12 protein-coding genes are annotated in these 21879 nt (G+C 47.7%); 5 read left to right on the forward strand and 7 right to left on the reverse strand.

The genetic code is table 11. The features are described 5' to 3' along the window. Positions 1 to 63: 63 nt before the first annotated feature. Positions 64 to 1011: a GAF domain-containing protein gene (locus tag ACZ5QV_RS01575; RefSeq protein ID WP_464600919.1), complete on the reverse strand. Its 948-nt coding sequence runs from the start codon at positions 1009 to 1011 to the stop codon at positions 64 to 66. Between the two features lie 997 nt (positions 1012 to 2008). Here ACZ5QV_RS01575 and glgP point away from each other — a divergent pair. Further along, positions 2009 to 3685 carry an alpha-glucan family phosphorylase gene (gene glgP / locus ACZ5QV_RS01580; RefSeq protein ID WP_464600920.1) on the forward strand — a complete coding sequence of 559 codons (1677 nt, stop codon included), beginning with the start codon at positions 2009 to 2011 and terminating at the stop codon, positions 3683 to 3685. 149 nt (positions 3686 to 3834) lie between these two features. Here glgP and ACZ5QV_RS01585 read toward each other — a convergent pair whose 3' ends face one another. Next, positions 3835 to 4131, reverse strand: a complete 297-nt coding sequence (locus tag ACZ5QV_RS01585) for a DUF3303 domain-containing protein (protein WP_464600921.1) — start codon at positions 4129 to 4131, stop codon at positions 3835 to 3837. 204 nt (positions 4132 to 4335) lie between these two features. Continuing rightward, entirely contained in the window at positions 4336 to 12009 is a 7674-nt protein-coding gene (locus tag ACZ5QV_RS01590) for a tetratricopeptide repeat protein (protein WP_464602141.1), read from the reverse strand. Between the two features lie 907 nt (positions 12010 to 12916). Here ACZ5QV_RS01590 and ACZ5QV_RS01595 point away from each other — a divergent pair. After that, on the forward strand, positions 12917 to 14077 hold the full coding sequence (locus tag ACZ5QV_RS01595; RefSeq protein WP_464600922.1) for an RNA-guided endonuclease TnpB family protein: 1161 nt from the start codon (positions 12917 to 12919) through the stop codon (positions 14075 to 14077). A 171-nt stretch (positions 14078 to 14248) separates the two neighbouring features. Next, complete coding sequence (gene amrS / locus ACZ5QV_RS01600; protein ID WP_464602142.1) at positions 14249 to 15274, forward strand: AmmeMemoRadiSam system radical SAM enzyme; 1026 nt, start codon at positions 14249 to 14251, stop codon at positions 15272 to 15274. Between the two features lie 165 nt (positions 15275 to 15439). Here the strand turns inward: amrS and ACZ5QV_RS01605 are convergent, their stop codons facing one another. The 3 genes from ACZ5QV_RS01605 to tatC (ACZ5QV_RS01615) all read right to left on the reverse strand — a co-directional run bounded on the left by ACZ5QV_RS01605 (position 15440) and on the right by tatC (ACZ5QV_RS01615) (position 17208). Then, positions 15440 to 15754, reverse strand: a complete 315-nt coding sequence (locus tag ACZ5QV_RS01605) for a Sec-independent protein translocase subunit TatA/TatB (protein WP_464600923.1) — start codon at positions 15752 to 15754, stop codon at positions 15440 to 15442. 245 nt (positions 15755 to 15999) lie between these two features. Further along, positions 16000 to 16299, reverse strand: coding sequence for a twin-arginine translocase TatA/TatE family subunit (locus ACZ5QV_RS01610; protein WP_464600924.1), 300 nt, complete (start codon positions 16297 to 16299; stop codon positions 16000 to 16002). 69 nt (positions 16300 to 16368) lie between these two features. Beyond that, a complete protein-coding gene (gene tatC / locus ACZ5QV_RS01615) occupies positions 16369 to 17208 on the reverse strand; it encodes a twin-arginine translocase subunit TatC (RefSeq protein WP_464600925.1) in 840 nt (279 codons plus the stop codon). A gap of 185 nt (positions 17209 to 17393) precedes the next feature. On the opposite strand from tatC (ACZ5QV_RS01615), the gene tatC (ACZ5QV_RS01620) reads away from it, so the two are divergent. After that, positions 17394 to 18170 (forward strand): Sec-independent protein translocase TatC, encoded by a 777-nt coding sequence (gene tatC / locus ACZ5QV_RS01620; RefSeq protein ID WP_464600926.1) that lies wholly within the window; start codon positions 17394 to 17396, stop codon positions 18168 to 18170. A 167-nt stretch (positions 18171 to 18337) separates the two neighbouring features. Here the strand turns inward: tatC (ACZ5QV_RS01620) and ACZ5QV_RS01625 are convergent, their stop codons facing one another. Next, the gene (locus ACZ5QV_RS01625) at positions 18338 to 19840 is read right to left on the reverse strand and encodes a TIGR00297 family protein (RefSeq protein WP_464600927.1); all 1503 of its coding nucleotides are present in this window, start codon (positions 19838 to 19840) and stop codon (positions 18338 to 18340) included. 344 nt (positions 19841 to 20184) lie between these two features. Between ACZ5QV_RS01625 and ACZ5QV_RS01630 the strand changes: the two genes are divergently transcribed. Further along, positions 20185 to 21660 (forward strand): dihydrolipoyl dehydrogenase, encoded by a 1476-nt coding sequence (locus tag ACZ5QV_RS01630; RefSeq protein ID WP_464600928.1) that lies wholly within the window; start codon positions 20185 to 20187, stop codon positions 21658 to 21660. Positions 21661 to 21879 lie beyond the last annotated feature (219 nt).

Consider the following 21879-nt stretch of genomic DNA (forward strand, 5'->3'; position numbering starts at 1 on the left):
CCTGCCAGTTCCGCCAAAGCCGAAACTGTCGAGGAAGGGTTCTCCTGCTGAGGTAAGATGAGCTCAGGCCTTTTTCTTTTTTACACATTCCTTTAATTTTTCTTCCAGCCGGATACGGGAAATGAATACCCCGAACTGTGTTGCGATGGTCTCGATGACCGTCCGGACGTGGTCAGAGAGTTCGTACTCGACCATGGAGGCCAGGTAAAAGGCGGCGATAATCTTTTTCCCGTGTTTCACAGGGATGATTGCCGTAACCCTCAGATCTTCATGCTTTAAGTGCTCGTCTCTTGAGGTCAGGAGGAGATCTATGTGTTGCTTATATACAGGCTGTCCGATCATGACAAGTTTCGTATTGGGGGAATTTGCATTGTAGTGGGATGCATACTCGACAAAATTGGGAGACAGGCCACTGTGGATGGCAAGTTTCATATCCCCGTTTTCCTCATCAATCAGATATATGCCCCCGGCATCAATCTCGTCGATCTGGAGGCAGGAATCAAGCAGGATTTCCAGGGTTTCATGGAGTTCGGTCGAGGAGCTGAGGGCAATTCCCAGGTTTCGCTGGATGTAGAGTAACTTTTCCTCCCGCTTTCTCTCGGTAATATCCAGAATGATCCCCTTTAAGTATTTCACAACCCCGTTTTTATCCGCTTCGATAAAGGTCCTCTCATCAACCCAGCGAGTCTCCCCGAACTTGGTAAGTATCCGGTACTCCTGGGTAAAATCCGTACAACCTTCATCAATCCGCCTGGTAAGTTCTCGCTCAACCCGCTCCAGGTCGTCCGGGTGCACAATATTTCCGTATAGAAGCTTCCCTGTCGTAAAGTCTTCCACATCGTAGCCGAACTCTTTGATATGCTCGGACACGAATTCCGCAGGCCAGTATTTTTGGGGCTTCCATAGGAATACAGTCACAGGAATTTTATTAACTATCGAGATCAGTTCTCCTGCCATTTCCAGAGCATTGCGCAGGGCCACTCCACTGATATCGAAACCCGATCCTGACATTATAGGACTATGATTTTTATTTGAACCGGTTTTACTTACGTTAGTTTTATTTGAACCGGTTTTATTAAAGTTAGAAGCCATCATACTCTCCGTATTATTGTTCAGGTTTTTTCTGCAAATCAGGCAGCAGAAATTTCCTGTATTTACATTTTGTGCTATAGAGATGAAAAACCACTCAAAAGATTAAAAAGCTTGTGCTTTTATTCACTTCGTGATTTTAGATATATAGTGGGCTAGCAATGGTGAAAATACCAGGCAGCTCTTATTTTAAAAAACTAAAATTTCCGGGGGAAATGGGGTGCAAAAATAAATATTTTAATAGTATATTCAAGCTTCAGGCACAAAATATTTATATATGATTAGTAGCCCCCTTCAAAAAACAGGACATTTTCAGGCTTCCTCTCCCTCAAATCGGATGTAAATCTCTGAGAATCAAAATTACCTTTTTGTCCTGCCAGCCGTCGATCAACTCCTGGATTACGGCTCTTCTTACAGGAACGCAGCAGAAAGCCCCAAGGCTTTACAAGCTGTCCAATAATTACTTTCAGTAATATCTGAAATCCTTTTTTTTAGATTTAAAGGCTTTATATACCTTCTATTTTACCTGTTTTTGCCTTGAAATTGAATTATCGGACAGCCTGTTTAGCGCGGGGTAGTTCACGCTATCAAGAAGATCGGAGACAGTGGTCCGGGATTTTTCAGGTTTTACCGGAAAAAAAGATTCCTGGAAAGAAGACGCCTGGCTTCAAGACATTTTTACACCTGTATTTTATTAAAAGATAACTAACTTATACAATATTTTCAACACAAGTAATATATTAATATTCATGGTGAATATATATTTTATGAAACATTTTGTTAACAAGTTTTTTTCATGAAAAAATTTAATGTGTATCGGCAGGCGGTCAATTTGATATATTAATAACCATGTCTGATTTAACAGGAAGGTTTTCCGGAAGGAGGTTTTCCGGCAAACATTTTTGAATCGGGGGAAAACATGAATGCTTTAGAAGGTGTACTTGGCGGGCAGAAAATCGCATACTTTTCCATGGAAATAGGGCTTTTATCTGAAATTCCCACTTATTCGGGAGGGCTCGGGGTCCTGGCAGGGGATACGATACGTTCGGCTGCGGACCTTACCGTTCCTCTTGTCGGGGTAAGCCTCTTGAGCAACAGGGGTTACTTCAGGCAGACCCTCGATTCCGAAGGCAGGCAAACCGAACACAGCATTGAGTGGAACCCTTCGAAGTTCATGACCCTTCTGCCCCTGGAAGTAAATGTGAAGGTCGGGAAACGGGACGTGAAGGTCAGGGCCTGGTCTTACAACTGCAAAAGTCTTACCGGAGGCTCTGTCCCCGTCATCTTTCTGGACACAAACGTTGAGGGAAACCACGAGGAAGACCGCGGGATTTGCAATTATCTCTACGGAGGGGACAAAAGTTACCGTTTCAGGCAGGAAATAGTGCTCGGGATAGGAGGGGTCAGGATGCTTGAGGCCCTGGGTTTCAGTATACGGAAATACCACATGAACGAAGGTCACTCCAGCCTCCTTGCCCTGGAACTCCTGAAGCGAAACGGGACAAACGTCCCCGAGGTGCACGAGCGCTGCATCTTCACCACTCACACGCCCGTGGAAGCCGGGCACGATAAGTTTGACTACGGCCTGGTGGAAAGTCTGATTCCGGAAGGGGAAGACATCAAGGTCTTAAAGAGGTTCGGAGGGGAGGACACCCTGAACATGAGCTTCTTTGCCCTGAACCTTTCCGCCTACGTAAACGGGGTAACAAAGCGACACAGCAGGATTTCGCAGCAAATTTTTCCGGGTTACCGGATCCAGGCGATCACCAACGGGGTCCATTCCTATACCTGGACCTCTCCTTTTTTCCGGGAACTTTATGACCGCTACCTTCCGGGCTGGGCAAACGAGCCGGAACTCCTTGTGCGGGTTGGTGGAATCCCGGACGATGAGATCTGGGCCGCGCACCGGAGCGCAAAAAAACAGTTAATCGATCACGTAAACCAGCTTAGCGGGGCTAGCCTGGACTACGAGACCCTGACCCTTGGCTTTTCCAGGCGAATGACCGAGTATAAACGGCCGACATTTATTTTCTCGGATCTCCAGAGGCTTCGGAAAATAAACAAAAGGGGAAAAATCCAGCTCATTTTTGCAGGCAAAGCCCACCCTAAAGACGAAGCCGGAAAAGCCCTGATCCGGGAAATATTCGGGTACATGGAAGAACTCAGGGATGAAATAAAAATAGTTTTCCTGGAAAACTACGACATGGACCTGGCCGCAAAAATGGTTGCGGGCGTGGACATCTGGCTCAACACCCCACAGCGCCCCTTCGAAGCCTCGGGGACAAGCGGCATGAAGGCCGCGCATAACGGGGTGATAAACTTCAGCGTGCTCGACGGCTGGTGGATTGAGGGCTGGATTGAAGGGGTTAACGGCTGGGCCATTGGTCCTGAACCCGACGAAACCCTTTCTGAAGAAGAGAGCAGGCTCTGTGAGTTAGACGACCTGTACAACAAACTCTACTACATCATCGTCCCCACCTACTACAAACGAAAAGACGAATGGTTTAAGTTGATGAACAATTCCATCGGCATGATCGCCTACTACTTCAACAGCCACCGGATGATGAGGCGCTACGTGACACAGGCCTACCTCTGAAGGGTATTTTGAAAAAAAGGTTCTGAGGATGTTTTAGAAATAATCCTTAGGAATGGTAAAACGTACATGAAACTCTTCGAGTTGGCCGTATTTGCAAAGCAGGATATCGATCATTGAAAAAAAAACGATAGACTGAGTAACCGGTGGACTCAAAGACCCTCCGGCTTCGCTCCTGCTTTTTCAGCAATTTTCCGGAAGGCTTCCATATATTGGTCAGCCCTCATGACGGGTATGGCTTCGAACCTGCATAGTCCTATGAAGGGCAGGTTTGCGGCCATGTAGGCCTTCTCATCCTCAGTCTCGTAAATTACAAAAAGGCGGTATCCCATGAGGTCGATCCATTCGTCAATTACCTTAAAGCCCTCAGGGTACTTGTAATCCTCATAACACTTCCCGACTGCTTCGGAGTCTTTCGGCTCCCAGGACACAATATCCAGAAATATCATTTTACCTATCCTCTAGATTGAAATAGTAGTTTTTATCGAATATAAAAATTTATATTAATCTATAATTTATATTTCCAAACAATCATATATTTATAGGAAAAAAAGGTTCGGAGGATGTTTTAGAAACAATCCTCAATTTCTGGTTTGCAGTCTTGTCCAGGGCTGAATTCTTCTTTATCTGACTTTTTCAGGATCCAAAATTCCTCAGTAATGGGCCTCTTCCTTTTCCAGGCTCTTCAGGACCTCAAGTTTCTCCTTTGCTCCGGCAAGGTCGGGGTACATGCGCAGGATTTTATCAAAAACCTGGATGGCTTCCCTGAATTTTCCTGTTTTTCCAAGGACCACGCCCCTGTAGTTAAGAGCCGAGGGGTCGGTAGGGTTGAGCCTGAGAAGTTTGTCAAAAACTTTCAGGGCTGCCTCATATTCCTCAAGTTTTGCAAGAGAGATTCCCAGGAACTTAAGAGACTGAGCGTGCCAGGGGTTCAGAACAAGGGCCTCTTCAAAGGCTTTTACAGCAGTCTTATAATTATTCAGCTTGAAACAGACAAGCCCGACGTTATAGATCGCTTTTATGTTTTCGGGATCCTTATCAAGCACCCGGTCAAAGGTCTTCAGAGCTTTCGTGTACTTTTCAAGCCTGGTGTACACCACCCCCATGTAGTTCAGAGCATCCGTGTTTTCAGGAGAAAGCTTCAGGAGCCGGGTAAATGCCTCCAGGGCTTCTTTCGGGCTGTCCAGTTTGAAGAGGGTTGTAGCCTGGTTGTAAAGGGCGCCCTCGTCTTCCGGGTCCAGGGCCATGGCATTTTCGAAACACTCAAGGGCCTCTTCCGGAAACCCCCCCTCTCCGAGTTCAAGCTGGCAAAGGCCAAGGTAGTTCCAGACCTCGGCAGTTTCGGGAGAGTTTTTGAGGAAGTCTTCAAAAGCTGCCGCAGCTTCTTCATACCTTTCAAGGGAAAATTGCACGACAGCCCTGCTGTAAAGAGCTTCTCTGTGCCCGGGTTCGACCTCCAGAACCTTTTCAAAAGCCTTCAGGGCCTTCTCATACTGTTCAAGTTCCATCAGGGAAGCTCCGAGCCTGCAACAGGCTTCCGTCCGGTCCGGAAACTTCGGAAAACGCAGAAGCAGCCTTTTAAGGTCCTGGAAAGTTTCTTCAAACCTCTGGAGCCTGGAAAGGGCAAAAGCCCTGCTGTAGAGAGCATCTGCTTTCCCCGGATCCCGGGAAGGCACAGAATCAAAAGCCTCTGCCGCTTCTTCATATCTCCCTAGCCCGAGCAGGGAAAGCCCCTTTTGCAGCCAGGCAGCCCCGAAATCAGCCCTGAGTTCCAGACAGTTCTCAAAAGCTTCCACGGCTTTCGAGTCCCGTCTGAGCCCCCGAAGCGCAAGCCCCTTGCTGTACCAGACATCAGGATCTTTCGGTTTTTGCGCGAGGATTGTGCCAAAGATCTCAAGGGCAGCCCCATAGCGTTCGAGCTGGAGCTGGCAGAGCCCGCTCTTAATCCAGGCGTCCTCCATTTCCCGGGCTCCCGGACCAACAGACCGGGCCGGTGCAGGCCCGCTTTCGAGGTCGTAGGGAAGGAAGGAGATGCCGCTCACCTCTGTATCTCTGATTGTTCCTCTTTTTTCTCCTCCCCCTCCTTTCCTCTCCAACCTTTCGTTATCTTCTCCTTCCCTCTCCAAACTTTCATTATCTTCTCCGATCTCTCCCCATAAAGAAAACCTTGAGATCTCCCTTTCAAAAGCGTCCAGGGCTTCTTCATACCTTTCAAGAGAGAAGAGGACAAGCCCTTTCTGGTACCAGGCCTTTTCAAAGCCGGGGTCCTTATCCAGGAGCCGGGTAAATGTCTCAAGAGCGGCTTCAGGCTTTTCGAGCCGGGCCAGGACATAAGCTTTATTGAAGAGGGCTTTTCCTGATTCCGGTTTTACCTTTATGAGTTTGTCAAGCAGGAAAAGGACGTTTTCATACTTTCCGCGTTCAAGCAGGGCATCGCTAAACTTTTCCAGGGTCCCGGCGTATTCGGATGAATTAGGACTTTTTTGTCCTTCTCTTCCTACCGCTCCCCCTTCTGTCTCAGCGATTTCTTCTGCTTTCGCAGATTCTTCTGCAAATTTCTCCAGTACCCTGGCTGCTTCCTCAATTTTTCCGAGCTCAAAAAGAGCAAGGGCCTTTTTCCTGAGGACTTCCGGATCCTTCCCGTCTTCGGCCTCCGCGACCTCAAAGGCCTGCAGGGCTTTTTCATACTGTCCGAGTTCGAAATGGGCAAATCCCGTATAACGTGAAAGTCCGGATTTACCGGCTTCCGTTTCCCTGACTTTTTCAAAGGCGAAGAGGGCTTTTTCAAAATTCTCTGACCTGAAATAAGCAAGTCCCGTCCTGCACAGGACCCGGATATTTCGGGGGCCGTTTTTCAGGAAAGCCTCATAAGCCTCTATTGCTCCCTCGTACTGTCCGAGTCTGAACAAGCAATCTCCTTTCAGCTCAAGGGCCTCTTTGGAGTCGGGTTTTTCCCGGAGGAATGTATCAAAGGCAGCCGCAGCTTCCCGGTCCTTTCCAATTTCCTTTAAAGCGAACCCTTTTTTGAACCAGGCATCTTCCCGTTCCGGGTCCTGTACAAGGAGTTTTTCAAGGGCCTGGACGGCTTCGTCGTATTTTCCAAGTTCAAAAAGAGCTGTGCCAAGCCCGGCAAGGCTTTCCGTGCAGGCCGGATCCAGGACCAGGACTTCTCTAAAACCCGGAGCCGCTTCTTCGTATTTTTTCAATTTGAGGAAGGCAAGGCTCCGCATCCTGAGAATTTCAGATTTTTTTTCCACAGGCTCTTTTTCCGCAGGCTCAGCTTCAAGGGCCTGATCAAAAGCCCTGACCGCTGCATCCCAGTTTCCAAGCTTAAAGCTAACAAGTCCGAGCCGGTAAGGGGCATCTGGAAAAGATGGACGGATTTTCAGGACTTTTTCAAAGTTTTCGACAGCTTCCTCATTTCTCCCGAGTTCGGAAAGCGCAAGGCCTCTGTGGTACCAGGCCTCTGCTCCCGAAGGTCCCTTCTCTGTCAGTTCCGTGAGTTTTTCAAGGGCCTTTCCATAGTTCCGCAGGCGGAGAAATGCAAGCCCTTCCATATAGAGGATTTTCCTGAACTTTGAAACTCCCTCTTTTCCTATTTCTCCTTCTTTCTTTCCTCTTTCTTCTTCCTTTTCTTCTCCCTCTTCTCTGTCTCCCTTTTTGATTTTTCCAAAGGCAAAGAGGGCCTCCTCATACTGTCCGAGTTCGAAACGGGCGGTCCCCAGGCTATAGAGTACATTCGGGTTTTCAGAGTCAAGTTCCAGAAGCCGGTCAAAAGTTCCGGCAGCTTCTTCATGCCTTTCCAGCCTCTGGAGGATAAGGGCTTTTCCGGAGAGGACAGAGAGGTCTCCAGGTTCGCTTTTCAGGAAGGAATCGAAAGCTTCCAGAGCAGCCTCATACCGTTCGAGTTCAAAGAGACAGAAGCCCAGGTTTTTCCAGGTCTCTGTAAAGTCCGGGTCCAGCCGGAGTGCGGCCTCGAAGGAGGATACGGCTTCCTCCAGTCTCTGCAACTTTTGCAGGGCCAGCCCCCTGAAGTGCCAGGCCTTTTCGATACCGGGGTCCTTATCCAGGAGCCGGGTAAATATCTCAAGGGCAGCCTCGGGCTTTCCGAGCCTGAACAGCACATAAGCTTTATTGAAGAGGTTTCCTGATTCCGGACTTTCCTTTATGAGTTTATCAAGCAGGAAAAGAGCACTTTCATACTTTCCACGTTTAATCAGAGCATCGCTAAACTTTTGCAGGGTCCCGGTGTATTCGGACGAGGGACTTCCGTCACCTCTGCCTTCCGTCTCCCCTGCTGCTTTCGCAGTTTCTTCCGCAGTTTCTTCCGCAGTTTCTTCTGCATCATTTTTCACAGTTTTTTCAGCCGTTTCTTCAGCAAATTTTTCTAATTCCCTGGCCGCTTCCTCAATTTTACCGAGTTCAAAAAGGGCAAGGGCTTTTTTCCTGAGGACTTCGGGATCCTTTTCGCAGTCAACCTGTGTGGTCTCAAAGGCCTGCAGGGCTTTTTCATACTGCTCGAGTTTGAAATGGGCAAATCCCGTATAGCGGGAAAGGCCGGGCTTTTCGGGTTCTATTTCCCGGACTTTTTCAAAGACAGAAAGAGTTGTTTCGAAATAACCCAGCCTGAAATAAGTAAGGGCCATCCTGCACAGGACCCGGGCGTTTCGGGGTTCTTTTTTCAGGAAGGCCTCATAAGCTTCTATTGCCCCTTCATACTGCCCGAGTCTGAACAGGCAATCTCCTTTCAGTTCAAGGGCTTCTCCGGAGCCGGGCTTTAACTGGAGGAAGGTCCCAAAGGCAGCCGCAGCTTCCCGATCGTTTCCCATTTCCTTTAAAGCAAACCCTTTTTTGAACCAGGCCTCTTCCAGGTCCGGAGCCAGCTTGAGGAGCTTTTCAAGGATCAAGAAGGCTTCTTCATACTTCCCGAGTTCGAAGAGAGCTGTACTGAGGCCTGAAAGAGCGTCCTTATTGACGAGGTCGGTGGATAGAGCTTCCCTGAAACCCGGGGCCGCTTCGTCGTATTTTTCCAGTTTGAGAAGAGCAAGGCTCCGCATCCTGAGAATTTCAGATTCTTTTTTCGCAGGCTCAGCTTTAAGAGCCATATCAAAGGCCCTGACCGCGGCCTCCCAGTCTCCGAGTTTGAAGAGAGCAAGTCCCAGCCGGTAGGGGGCGTCCGGGAAGGAAGAGTCCAGAGATTTTTCAAAGTTTTTGGCTGCTTCCTCATCCCTCCCCAATTCGGAAAGTGCAAGGCCCCGGTGGTACCAGGCCTCTGCCCTTGCCGGGTCCTTCTCAGCCAGTTTCGTTAGTTTTTCCAGGGCCTTTTCATACTTTCCCAGGCGGAGGAACGCGAGCCCTTCGAGGTAGAGGATTTTCCGGGTCTTTGAAGGTCCTTCTTCCCTTTCTTCCTTTTCTTCCCTTTCTCCCGCTTTCTTTTCTTCTCTTCCTTCTTCTCCCTCTTCCATTTTGATTTTTTCAAAGGCGGAGAGAGCCTCCTCATACTGTCCGAGTTCGAAACGGGCAGTCCCCAGGTTATAGAGCACGTCCGGGTTTTCAGGGTCAAGTTCCAGAAGCCTATCAAAGGTCCTGGCAGCTTCTTCGTATTTTTCCAGCCTCTGGAGGACAAGGGCTTTTCTTGAGAGGATAGAGATGTCCTCCGGTTCGCTTTGCAGGAAGGAATCAAAAGCTTCCAGAGAAGCTTCATACTGCCCGAGTTCAAAGAGACAGAGGCCCAGGTTTTTCCAGGCCTCCGTAAGGTCCGGGTCCAGCCGGAGTGTGGCCTCGAAGGCAGATGCGGCTTCCTTTAGTTTCTGCAACTTTTGCAGGGTCAGGGCCCTGTAGTAACAGGCTTTTTCCGAGTACGGTTTTTCCCTGAGGACGTTTTCAAAGTTATCGAGGGCAGGGGCGTATTTCCCGAGTTTCATCTGGGCATAACCCTTGTGGGTCCAGACCTCGTCGTAATCCTGGTCCCTTATAATGACCTCGTTAAAGGCCTTTATCGCGGCCTCAAAACGGTCCAGTTTCAGGAGAGCAAGCCCTTTCCGATACCAGGCGGTTTTTGACTCGGGTTTCTGGCGGAGCACATTTTCAAAAGCTTCCAGGGCCTCCTCATATTTTCCAAGCTCCAGGGAAAGTTTCCCTTTTTCACAGAGAGCTTCGGGCCCTCTTCCTGCGGCAAGGGCCCCTTCATCACCCCCGGTCCCGACTCTGGCTCCAACTCCCACTCCAACTCCCACTCCAACTCCCACTCCAACTCCCACTCCAACTTCCGTTCTTGCCGTGAGGCTCTCCAGGACTTCCTGGCCTTTTTTATCATTTTCCAGCTCAGACCGGACCAGGTCGAGGTTGTGACGGAGGTCGGAGAAATCAGGAGCAAAGGCGTGGACCTTTTCGAATAATTCCAGAGCCTTTTCTAATTTCCCGAGCTTGAAAAAGGCAATTGCCCTGTTGTAAAGGGCGTCCGTATTTTCAGGTTCCGTTTTCAGGACTTCGGCAAAGGCCTCCTCTGCCCTTTCATATTCATCCAGTTCAAGCAGGACAAGCCCTTTGTTTTTCCAGGCGGCTTCAAAGGAGGGGCTAAGTTTCAGGGCCTCTTCAAAAGAGGCGAGGGCCTCCTCATATTTACCCAGCCTGTTCAGGGTTATCCCTTTCTTGTTCCAGCTCGTTTCAAGATAGGGGTTGAGCCTGACCCCTTCCTCGAAACTCCGGAGGGCACTGTCATAACGTTCGAGGGAGAAAAAAGCAAAGCCCTGGTTCAGCCAGGCGTTTTCGTATTTCGGCCGGAGTACGACCAGTTTTTTAAAAGTAGGCAGGGCAGCCTCGAACTTTTTACATTCCAGAAGGACGAGCCCTTGCTGGTAGAGCAGATCCGGGTTTTCAGGCTCTTTTTCAAGGCAGCTTTCCAGGGCCAGCAGGGCTTCATCAAGCCTTTTAAGCCTTATAAGGAGGGGAATTTTCTTTTTCCGGATTTCGGCAGATTTAGAGTCAGAGTCTGAATTAGAGTCAGAATCAGAGTCAGAATCAGAATTAGAGTCAGAATCAGAATTAGAGTCAGAATTAGAATCAGAATTAGAATCAAAATCAGAATTAGAGTCAAGCTCAAGCACCCGGTCAAAGCAGTCCAGGGCTTCCCCGAACTTACCTATTTTTGCGAGCACGATTCCCCTCTCTTCCCAGGCAGCCCTGTTTCCTGGCTGCAAACCGGTTACCTGGGCCAGGGCGTCGGAGGCCTCCTCCAGGCGGCCGAGTTTGAGGAGAACAGGAACCTTTTTGTACCAGATTTCTCCGGGTTCCGGGTGAATTTTCAGGAGGGAATCAAACGCTTCCAGGACCTCATCATAGACCCCGAGCTGCATGAGGGCCTGACACTTGCAGTCCCAGGCCTTCAGATAACCGGGATCAAGCCGGATGGCCCCGTCAAAGGCCTTGATTGCTTCGTTTAAGCGCAGGAGTTTGAAGAGGGCCGAGCCTTTCATAAACCAGGCGTCCCTGTTTTCCGGCTTGAGTTTGAGAGCCCCGGAAAAGGCCTTTTCGGCTTCCTCAAAGCGGGAGAGTTCCAGGAGAAGCATTCCTCTGTTATAGAAGGCCGGTTCATGCTTCGGGAACTTTCTAATAAAGGTTTCAAGGCATTTCAGGGCCTCTTCCTTTTTCCCGAGTTTTGAGAGGATAAGACATTTCCGGTCCCAGGCCCCGGTATGCTTCGGGTTTGCCCGGATAAGCGCATCAAAGCACTCTCCAGCCTTTTCGTATTCTTCCAGTTTTGCAAAGACCAGGCCCCTGGAATAAAGGGCTCCGCTGTGTTTAGGGGCAAGGGAGAGCACCTTTTTGAAACTTTCCAGGGCTTCTCCGTACCTTTCTCCTTTCCCGAGAACGGTTCCTTTTGCGTACCAGGCCTCGATAAAGTCCTCTTTAAGTTCAAGGGTAGCCTCAAGACAGGAGAGGGACTCTTCTTCCCGGTCCAGTTCGGCAAGCAAGAGCCCTTTTTCATACAGGACTTGCCTGTCGGCAGGCCCGGTTTCGAGAGCCCGGTCAAAGGCTTCCAGAGCTGCTTCCGGCTTTGAAAGAGCAAACAGGGCCTGACCTTTCCGGGCCCAGGCTTCGGAATTCCCGACGTCTTCTTTAAGGACTGCTTCAAAAGAGGAAAGGGCATCTTCTCCTTTTCCGAGTTCAAGCTGGGCAAGTCCCAGATTGTACAGGGCTCCTGTGTCGTGCGGGTCCTGGTTCAGGATCTTGTTAAAGACGTTGAGGGCTTTTGCATACCTTTTACTTTTAAGCAGCTTAAGACCTCTTTGAAAGGCTTCCTCCCGGGTAATAGATGATTCCTCCAGTTATTTTAAGGTCAATAAATGTCCTCACAGGTTCAAATGTAAATTTTAATATAAGTTATCTCGAAAATTTAGAAGTAAATTTGAATAAAAGTTTGAGTGTAAATTCGGAAGTGAATTTGAATAAATTTGGATGTTACTTCTGGCAAAGGTTAGGATATAAATTTAAAAGTAAGTCCGAATTTAAGTTTAATATAGAGCTTCCCACAACTCAGAAAGGCCGCATATTGCTTCGGTTTTCTGTTGAGATCCATTTTACTGATTTTTTTATAAAGATCATTGTTCAGAATCCTATTTTCTAGCATAGTATATAAACAATCCTCCGGAAATTACTTACAGCAGATACAATTGTTAATAATACAAAATGTGTGTGAATGTGTATAAAAATTGCGACTGATTATCCCGACGCAGGCAAAGAGGATTTCTTCCAGGAACCTAACAAGTTCTGGAGATAGAAAGGAAATCAAAGGTAAGCATTATTGGCTCTTCGCTACTTCGAATGGGTAACTTACGTTCACGTCCTAAATGTGAGATCGACATATATAAAATTAAAAACCACTTATTTTGCAAAAAAACATGCAAGACTCATGTTTTCCTTTCTATCTGGTAACTTTGTAACTAAACAATTATTTGCAACCCATGTAAAAAAGCGAAGAGCCGCATTATTATCCTTTAAAAATAATCAGTTAATGGGGATTTATCTCAGACAGCAGAAGACTCCTTCCTCGATGTTTCTAATCGAAGATTAGAAACTCCTGTTAAACCTACGGTTTAACACGACAGCCGAAGGCTGGCAGGTGGGAGATGAATGCGTCAAGCCTACCGGGGCCGGTTTAAACATATTCCAATGTAAAAGAGTATCTTTATATGATATTAATGATATATAGTAGTTTGCATGAAACAGGGGCTTGTGTACCGGATCTATCCGGAAAATGATGAACAAAGAACGCTAATTGAAAAACATATAGGGTGTTCCAGATTCATCTACAACAAATTTCTGGAGTACAAGCAAATTTTCTATGACAAATTTAGAATTAATATATCTTTGACAGAACTTGATAAGCTAATTCCGGTTCTCAAAGAAATATATCCATGGTTGAAGGAAGTATATTCACAGTCATTGCAGCAGGCCAGAAGGAACCTGCAAGATGCATATACAAGATTTTTCAAAGGCCAGAACGGATTCCCACAAAGGAAATCAAAGAAGGACACTAAAAAATCATTCAAGGTGCCCCAGAATTACAAGATTAATCTCACTTCCTCAGAGATATTTTTTCCGGGAATAGGCTGGATGAAAATTAAAATCCATCGGGAACTATTAAGTCCTGAAATTATGGATAACCTCATTGAAAAAACGCTAGTCAATGGGGAAACCATAATAGAAAAGAACTTAAATTCGAAGTTTTTTAGAACTGCAACAGTCCGAAGAACGCCCACTGGTAAGTACTACGTAAGCATCTTAACCGAGGACGGAGAAGAATATCCAGAAGTTCAAGAGTATTCTGAAAGTACTACAATAGGCGTCGATGTAGGGCTAAAAGATTTTGCAATAATTTCCACCGGGGGAAAGATCGAGAACCCAAGATTTCTTAAAAATTCTCTTAAAAGGCTCAAAACTCTTCAAAGAAGAGTCAGCAGAAAGGGAAAAGGTTCAAAGAACCGAAGGAAAGCAGTACTAAAACTTGCAAAAATTCATGAAAAGATAAGCAATCAAAGAAACGATTTTCAGCACAAGGTTAGTAATGACCTTATAAGCGAGAACCAAGCTGTAGCGGTAGAATCGTTAAACATTGCTGGCATGAAAAAGAACCATAAACTTGCACAGGCTATAAATGACGCTGCGTGGGGTGGTTTTGTGAGTAAGTTGGAGTACAAGGCCAGAAATGTCGGGAAAACAGTAATCCGGATAAGCCAGTGGGAACCTTCTACTAAAAATTGTAGTGTATGCGGGTTCCACAATAAGGAAATAACATTAGATGTTAGAAGCTGGAAATGTCCAGAATGTGAAACCGAACACGATAGGGACATAAACGCAGCTATAAATATTAAAAAGTTTGCACTTGCGATATAAATTAAAGAGACACCGCCGGAACGACGGGAAGAGCCTGTGGACTCGTGGAGATTACTCCGGGGAACGAAGCAGGAAGCCCCTTCCTCGATGTTTCTAATTGAAAATTAGAAACTCCTGTTAAACCTATGGTTTAACACGACAGCCGAAGGCTGACATGTGGGGGTAGTTCACGTGATTCACAAGGCCATGTTTTATGAAAAGCTTGAAGATAATAAAGTCAGGTGTGGGCTCTGTTCCCACAGGTGCAGGATAGCTCCGGGCAAGAGAGGCATTTGCAGAGTCCGGGAAAACCGGGACGGATATCTCTATTCTCTTATTTACGGCACGGTATCGAGTGAGGCCGTGGACCCTATTGAAAAGAAACCCCTCTACCACTTTAATCCGGGATCTTTCGCATATTCCGTGGGAACGGTCGGCTGCAATTTCAGGTGCAGGCACTGCCAGAACTGGTCCATTTCCCAGACCTGCGTGGAAGACGCCTATGTAAGGGATATTCCTCCCGAAAAACTGGTGGAACGGGCCCTGATGTCGGGTTCTCGTTCTATTGCCTGGACCTATAATGAGCCCACCATCTGGCACGAGTACTCTTATGAATGTGCAAAACTTGCAAAAGAAGCCGGTCTGGGTACGGTCTACGTGACAAACGGCTACATGACCCCAGAGGCCCTGAGGCATATTGCCCCCTATCTTGATGCCGCAAACATTGATATCAAAGCATTTACCGAGGAATTTTACCGCGAAGTCGTAAGCGCAAAACTGGCCCCGGTGCTCGAGTCCTCCATTCTTGCAAAGGAGCTCGGAATCCACCTGGAAATCACAAACCTGGTCATCCCCACCCACAACGATTCCCCGGACGAGCTCCGGGAACTCTCGCAGTGGGTCTATAAGAACCTGGGCCCTGACACCCCTCTCCACTTCACGCGCTTCCATCCCCAATACCGGATGCAGGAACTTCCTCCAACTCCGGTCGAGACCCTTGAGCTGGCTCATAAAATAGCAACTGAGGAAGGGATGAACTATGTTTATGTCGGAAACGTCCTTGGACACGAGTACGACAGCACCTTCTGCCCGAACTGCGGAAAACGCCTGATCCGGCGGGGGCTTTTCGAGGTTGAAGAATACGAAATCACCCCTGAGAAGGCCTGCCCGAAGTGCGGAGAAAAGATCCCTATTGTGGGGGAGTACAGGAAGGATTGAAGGGAAAATTTGAGCCTGGGGCTTTTCCGGCGAAGGATCTGGAAAAAAAAAAGAAATAAATATATAAAGATATAATAGTATAATTATACAATGATATGATTATATAAACATGTAAATATATATATATATATAATAAGAAACTGACCGGTTTTACAAAACCGGTTTTCAGGGCTCTGAAACTTCTTTTGGCTTTTCGGCCGCTTTCTGGATCTCGTCCAGGAGCTGATCATCGGTTTTGCCCTTTATGTCGATGCCAAGCTTTTCAGCGGTTTCCTGAACCTTTGTTTTTGCCTCAGGGGTTTCCTTCAGGGATTTTTCAAACTCCTTCAGGGACTGTTCGGATTCTTTCTGAGCTTTCTTGAATTCCCCTACGGAACTTCCCATAGACCGGGCAAGTTCCGGGAGCTTGCTTGCTCCAAAGAGGACCATTACTATTGCAAGTATGAATATCAGTTCTGTGGGACCTAATCCGCCAATCATGGTTTATACCTCAAAATTTCGTTTTCTTATGGTGGAGTTATTAGGGTTTTGAAAAAACTTGTTAATAATTCTTGAATGCTGTTTGAATGTATCTGCTTGATGAACAGGAATTACTTATAATATTTAAGCGTTTTAGTTTAAGATTACTATCACAGATCAGTTATAAATCTACGAATATTCAAATTTCACTTCTGATACATTTTCCGGGGACTTTTTTTTCCGTGCCCGGTATATCTTCCGTTAATTTACGTTTTCTTCAGGCCGCTCTCCGAAACCGAAGGCCCGGATTCCAGCACGCTTCTGAGCTCGGCTCCGGGACCTTTCGCACTTTCTGAAGCCTCCTCCCTCCCGGATGGGGTGCCATCCCCTTTCCCATTCCGGGCCGGGACCTTAAAATCCGGGAGCCCGAATTCGGCTGCCTGCTGGGCTTTTTTAAACTCCCCGAAGGCACTTCCGAGGGAGCGTGCAAGTTCGGGAAGTTTTTGGGGGCCGAAAAGAAAGAGTGCGGCTATGAGTATTGCAATCAGTTCAGTGGACCCTATCATTACATTATATTATTCAACAACAAATATAAAAATTTTTGCAAAAGCCCGGCCTCCCTGCCTCCTAATATTTCAGAAGAAGCGGACCAGGACCAGACTGAACTCGAAGAGGACCACAAGCAAAAGCGCAACCAGCACCTGGGATATGAAGGTCGGGTCCGGGGAGAGGAAAAGAGATAGAGCCGCAAGAACACTGTAGACCAGAATTCGCTGTTTCTTTAGGGTCTCGTAGCTGAGAACCCCCATTTTCACGGCAAAGACCACAAGCAAGGGGAGCTGAAACACTACTCCGAAACCCGCAAGGATGGTCGTAACCGCTGAGAGAGTATCGTGGACTGAGAGCTGGGCTGAGGCCAGGTCGCCTGAGTAAACGATGAGGAACCTGAAAAACACGGGCAGTACCAGGAAGTAGCCAATCGCAGCCCCCAGGACGAAGAGCAGGAAAGAGGCCGGCACCACTTTTCGCAGGAAACTCTTTTCATGAGGATAAAGCCCCTTGCCCGTGAAGCTGTAGAGCTGGTAGAGGAGCTGCGGGATGGTGACCGAAAGGGCAAAGACCAGGCAGAGTTTCATGCGGGTAATGATCCATTCGAGAGGCGAGTAAACAGCCATGTCCACGCCTGGCTCAACGAATTCGTTCCATATAAGCGCCAGGGCTTTTTCAGAAAATGGGTAAGCAACCATCATCGCAAGCAAGAGCCAGACCAGGACGATAAAAAGCCGATTTCGGAGCTCCTTCAGGTGAGCCACGAAGGGTTCTTCGAGGTCTCCCGGAACTCCCTGCCGGGAAGCGGGGCTATCTGCGGCCCCCCGGCTGTCTGCAACTTTCGGTTTTTTCGGATTTACCGGGATCTGCTTGTTTGCGGCCTCCGGGAAATCCGGCCCCCGGTCATTTTTGTCCTGCGTTTTCATTTTTCCTGCCAGACGGCACTTAATTAAATATATTAATATCGAAATTATTATTTATTAGATATTCTCATAAAGTATCTATATTTTATCTCTGGTAATTATCCTCTTAACGGTCATCCTCATGAATATATTCCCCGGAGACCTAATTTAAGATTGATAATTTTTCCGTTCCCGAAAAGGTACTACCTATGTCTGAAGCAATCGAAAATTTAACTGTTGTCCTGTTAACCCTGCGAAAAAAGCTGTTTTTAATCGCTGCAACCCTCTTACTGGGAGTCACGGTCTCCTTCCAGCTTACGGCCCCCTTAATCGAGAAAATGAAAACAGACCTCCTGCCCGAAGGGGCAAAACTCGTGTACGTGACCCCGCTTGAAGTGATGATGCTCAAACTCAAGCTCTCTTTTATACTGGGGGTGCTCATAGCCCTGCCTCTGGTCTTATTTTACACCTGGAGGTCTCTTAAAAAGCGCCTGTCCGTCAAAAATCCCATCTCCATAAAACGCCGCCATGTCGTTCTTTTGATCGGGGCCGTTATCTTCATGTTTGCCCTCGGGGCCTCTTACGCCTACCTTCTGATGCTCCCCCTTTTCCTCGAATACCTCTACCTGAGCGCGGCCGGGTCAGGAGCGGTGGCGACCTACTCGATCTTCAAGTTCATCTCCTTCGCAGCCGCAGCAACGGCCCTTTTCGGGCTGATCTTCGAACTTCCCATCGTGCTCACCTTCCTTACAAGAAGCGGGCTTATAAAATACGAAACCCTCGTCACCTACAGGAAACACATCTATATCCTCTTCCTCTTCGCAGGGGCCGTAATCACCCCCCCGGACGTCCTCAGCCAGGTCATGGTGGCCGTGCCCATGGTGATATTTTTCGAAATCAGCATGTTGATAGTACGCGTCCTTGGAGTAAAAGGAAAAGGAAAAAGAAAAGGAAAAGGAAAAGGAAAAGCCGGGGCAACCAGTTGAAAAGCTGTAAAAAAATATTGATTAACGTCATTCAGTTTTTCAGTCTGCTTGAGCTCGCGAAGCGAGCGAAACGGACCCCGTGCTGTTGCGATTGCATCGCAACTCCCAGGAAATCTTCGATTTCCTGTGATCCCGAAGCGGAACTCGGGTAGCGCAACTCGGGTAAGTTAAAGGAAGCCGCCGAGCAGGAGATAAAGAGCCCCTGAAATCGCAGCTCCCACAAAGGTCGCCACGAAATTGACCCCGCTGTTTGAAAGCAGGCCCCTCTTCTGGAAGGTTGCTCCGAGCAGGCTGTCCACATTTGTCCCTAAAAAGCCCCCCGCTGTTGTAAGCAGGACTGAAAGGGTAAAGTCGTCCGTGACCCCGAGGGCATAGGCGAGAAGCCCTATAAGGCCTGAACCGAAAAGCGCGGCCAGTTCTCCGAGGCCGGAAACCGCCCCGTCAGCCCCGGCAACTGCCGGTTTGAAAGTTGTTATCATCCGGGGTCTACCCTTTGCCGTGGTCCCGATTTCACTTGCAAGGGTATCTCCGGTCGCGGTAGCCACGGTCCCGAGGTAGGCGTAAATGATTGCTGTTCCGTGTGCCGGAAAGACCCCGTAGGCTATCGCGAGGGCCAGGGCCGCGGTGCTGTTTGAAAAGACGTTTTCATAACTCCTGATCCCGCTTTTCTCCTGGGCAATCCCGATGGATTCCTTGTAGCTGTACTTATACTTTGTAAAGCCACCCCCGAGGATGAAGAAAGCCAGGAGGAGCACGTACCAGGAAAGCCCGCTAAAAACGATAATTAGCAAGCCCAGGAGAGCCGCGCTCAGGAGAGCTGAGATGTCGGCTATCTTTGCCCTGTACGCCAGGCAGCCCAGGAGCAGGGAAAAGCCCAGGGCCACAAGCATTTTTTCAGGAGGGACCCAGTACCTGAACTCCTCGAAAATCCACATGGTCATGCCCGCTCCGAGCGGAACTGAGATATTGCGGTCAATTTTAGAGGGGATGGACTCAAAGAGCGAGCCTGTTACGGCCCCTATGACTGCGATAAAGAATACAGGGTTGTAGGAAACCGACAGGTTCTGCCAGTGGATGACCCAGCAGGCCGCAAGAAAAGCGGCAAGGATGCGCAGGCCCAGGAAAGCGGAGCTCCGTAAAAAGGAAAAACCCTTTTCCTTTACTTCCTCTTTTACTTCCTCTTTTACTTCCTCTTTTACTTCCTCTTTTACTTCCTCTTTTACTTCCTCTTTTACTTCCTCTTTTACTTCCTCTTTTACTTCTTCCTTTATTTCGACCTTTACTGCCGAACCGGAAGGGGGAGAATTTTCAAAAGCAGGAACTTTTTTAGCCCTGCGGTTTTCCTTAAAATAAGAAACGTGTTCTCCGATGGCAGAAATGGCAAAAGCGCCCAGCACGATATAAAGAGGAAATGGAAAAGCCAGCCCTTCAAAAAGTACGGATATAAGGAGCAAAACGGACGTGGAAAAGGCAAGGTTCTTCATGCTCCAGGTCCGGGATGAAGTTTTTCCCAAAAATTTCAGGCTCAGGAGAAAAACAAAAGTTAGCAGGAATAAGATACGGGCCCCGAGGAAAGGGGCAAGCAGGATAAACAGGAGATAAATAGTGTATTTCAGCGTAAGTCCTGATCCGGTGTTTTTATTTTCATTTGCAAGGGCAGCTCTGTCCATCGTCTGACTTCTTTTGTTTTTTTAAAGATGATTTTTGAAAGGACTATAGAGAATAGGATTTGGCTTATAAATATCTAGTCGTCTACTTCAATAAAAAATTACCCAAATGAATTCTTTTTTTTAAAATTCAGTGAAAATGGAAAGAAATATTTGAAAAGTTCAAAATCAAAAAATATTTTGAATATTTTCGAATTGAATAAAGGCTCGTCATATTCAAAAAACTTTCTGAAAAAACCCATTGCATAATTATAACCGGCCCCAATTCCAATATTCCCGTATCTCAATACTGGTCCTTCCAGTATTTCTAATGATAATGATCATCTGTTAAGTTGAAGGGGAAAAATATGAAAGAGTATGACCTGATCGTAATAGGCACAGGTTCCGGGATGAACTATGTCAATGCCATTCTGGATGCAAATCCGAAGAGTAAAATCGCGGTTATCGATAAGGACGACCCCGGGGGAATCTGTTTGACCAGGGGCTGTATTCCTTCCAAACTCCTGCTCTATCCCGCCGAGCTTGTAAGGGATATTGAAAGCGCAAAGGAATTCGGGATAGATGTACAGATAAAGGGGATAGATTTTCAAAAAATTATGAAAAGAATGAAGGACAAAATCTCCGAGGATATCGAGATGATCAGGGAAGGACTCTCCCTCACCCCCGAAATTGATTACTACCCAAAAACTGCGGAGTTTGTTTCCCCCTATACCCTGAAAGTGGGAGAAGAAACAATCAGGTCCAATATGATCTTCCTCTGCACGGGCTCAAAACCGGCAATTCCCGCAGTCAAAGGCCTTTCTGATACCGGCTACCTTACAAGTGATACCATCCTTGAGCTTGACGAGCTCCCGAAAAGTCTTGTAATTCTGGGAGGAGGTTACATAGGAGCCGAATACGGGCACTTTTTTTCGGCCATGGGTTCAAAGGTGACAATTATTGGAAGAAACCCGCATTTCCTTCCGCAGGAAGAGCCCGAGGTCTCCCTCCTGGCTGCCCGGAAAATGTCGGAGCACATGCGGATCTTTACGAACCATGAAGCTCTGGAAGTTCGTAAAGGCCCCGGAGGAAAAACGGTTGTTGCGCAGGACCGGACATCAGGCGAAAAAATCGAGGTCACGGCTGAAGAAGTCCTGGTCGCAACAGGCCGGAGTCCCAATACGGATATCCTGCACCCTGAAAAAGTCGGGATTGAAACGGACGAAAAAGGCTGGATTTCCGTAAACAGTTATCTCGAAACCTCTCAGCCCGGGATCTGGGCCTTCGGAGACGCAAACGGGAAATACCTGCTCAAACACGTTGGAAACTACGAGTCCGGGGTGGTATACAGAAATGCCATCCTGAAAGAAAAGGTGGAAGTAGACTACCACGCAATACCCCACGCGGTTTTTTCGTACCCGGAAGTCGCAGCCGTGGGGATGAGAGAAGAGGAGGCTCTGAAAGAGTACGGAGGATATGGGAAAAACGGGGAAAACGGGGAAAACGGGAAAAACGGGGAAGGCGGAGTGCTCATAGGTTTCCAGCTTTTTGAGGAGACCGCAAAAGGCAAGGCCATGGAGGCCAGGGACTATTTCATAAAGGTAATCCTGGAAGAACGGAGCAGAAAAATCCTCGGGGCCCACATAATCGGCCCGCAGGCTTCAGTCCTCATGCACCAGATAATCCCGCTCATGTACACACCCTCGGGCGATTTTGGCCCGATCATGAGGGGTATGGACATCCACCCGGCCCTTAACGAGGTCGTATCCAGAGCCTTTTACAACAGGATGACCCCGGAATACTACCACCACCTCCTGAAGCACCTGGGCCTGGAAGACGGATAAATTTTTTGATAGTCCACTGTTTATCGGTTGACGTTTTTAGGATCAAATTTCAATGTGTTTTAGCGATAAAACACGGATTAACACAGATGAACACGGATGGCCTAAATCCGTGTCTATCCGTGGTTCTTTACGTTGATCTGCCGGTCAATTTTAAAAATTAGCAAAAAATAGAAAAAAGGTGCTTAAGGCTTCATTCCGTTGGTTAAAATAATATCAACC

Source organism: Methanosarcina baltica, assembly GCF_055394095.1.

Coding starts and splice junctions, on each gene's coding strand:
- ACZ5QV_RS01575 (WP_464600919.1), bottom strand. CDS start 1,011: ATGTCAGGATCGGGTTTCGATATCAGTGGAGTGGCCCTGCGCAATGCT.
- glgP (WP_464600920.1), top strand. CDS start 2,009: ATGAATGCTTTAGAAGGTGTACTTGGCGGGCAGAAAATCGCATACTTT.
- ACZ5QV_RS01585 (WP_464600921.1), bottom strand. CDS start 4,131: ATGATATTTCTGGATATTGTGTCCTGGGAGCCGAAAGACTCCGAAGCA.
- ACZ5QV_RS01605 (WP_464600923.1), bottom strand. CDS start 15,754: ATGATTGGCGGATTAGGTCCCACAGAACTGATATTCATACTTGCAATA.
- ACZ5QV_RS01610 (WP_464600924.1), bottom strand. CDS start 16,299: ATGATAGGGTCCACTGAACTGATTGCAATACTCATAGCCGCACTCTTT.
- tatC (WP_464600925.1), bottom strand. CDS start 17,208: ATGAAAACGCAGGACAAAAATGACCGGGGGCCGGATTTCCCGGAGGCC.
- tatC (WP_464600926.1), top strand. CDS start 17,394: ATGTCTGAAGCAATCGAAAATTTAACTGTTGTCCTGTTAACCCTGCGA.
- ACZ5QV_RS01625 (WP_464600927.1), bottom strand. CDS start 19,840: ATGGACAGAGCTGCCCTTGCAAATGAAAATAAAAACACCGGATCAGGA.
- ACZ5QV_RS01630 (WP_464600928.1), top strand. CDS start 20,185: ATGAAAGAGTATGACCTGATCGTAATAGGCACAGGTTCCGGGATGAAC.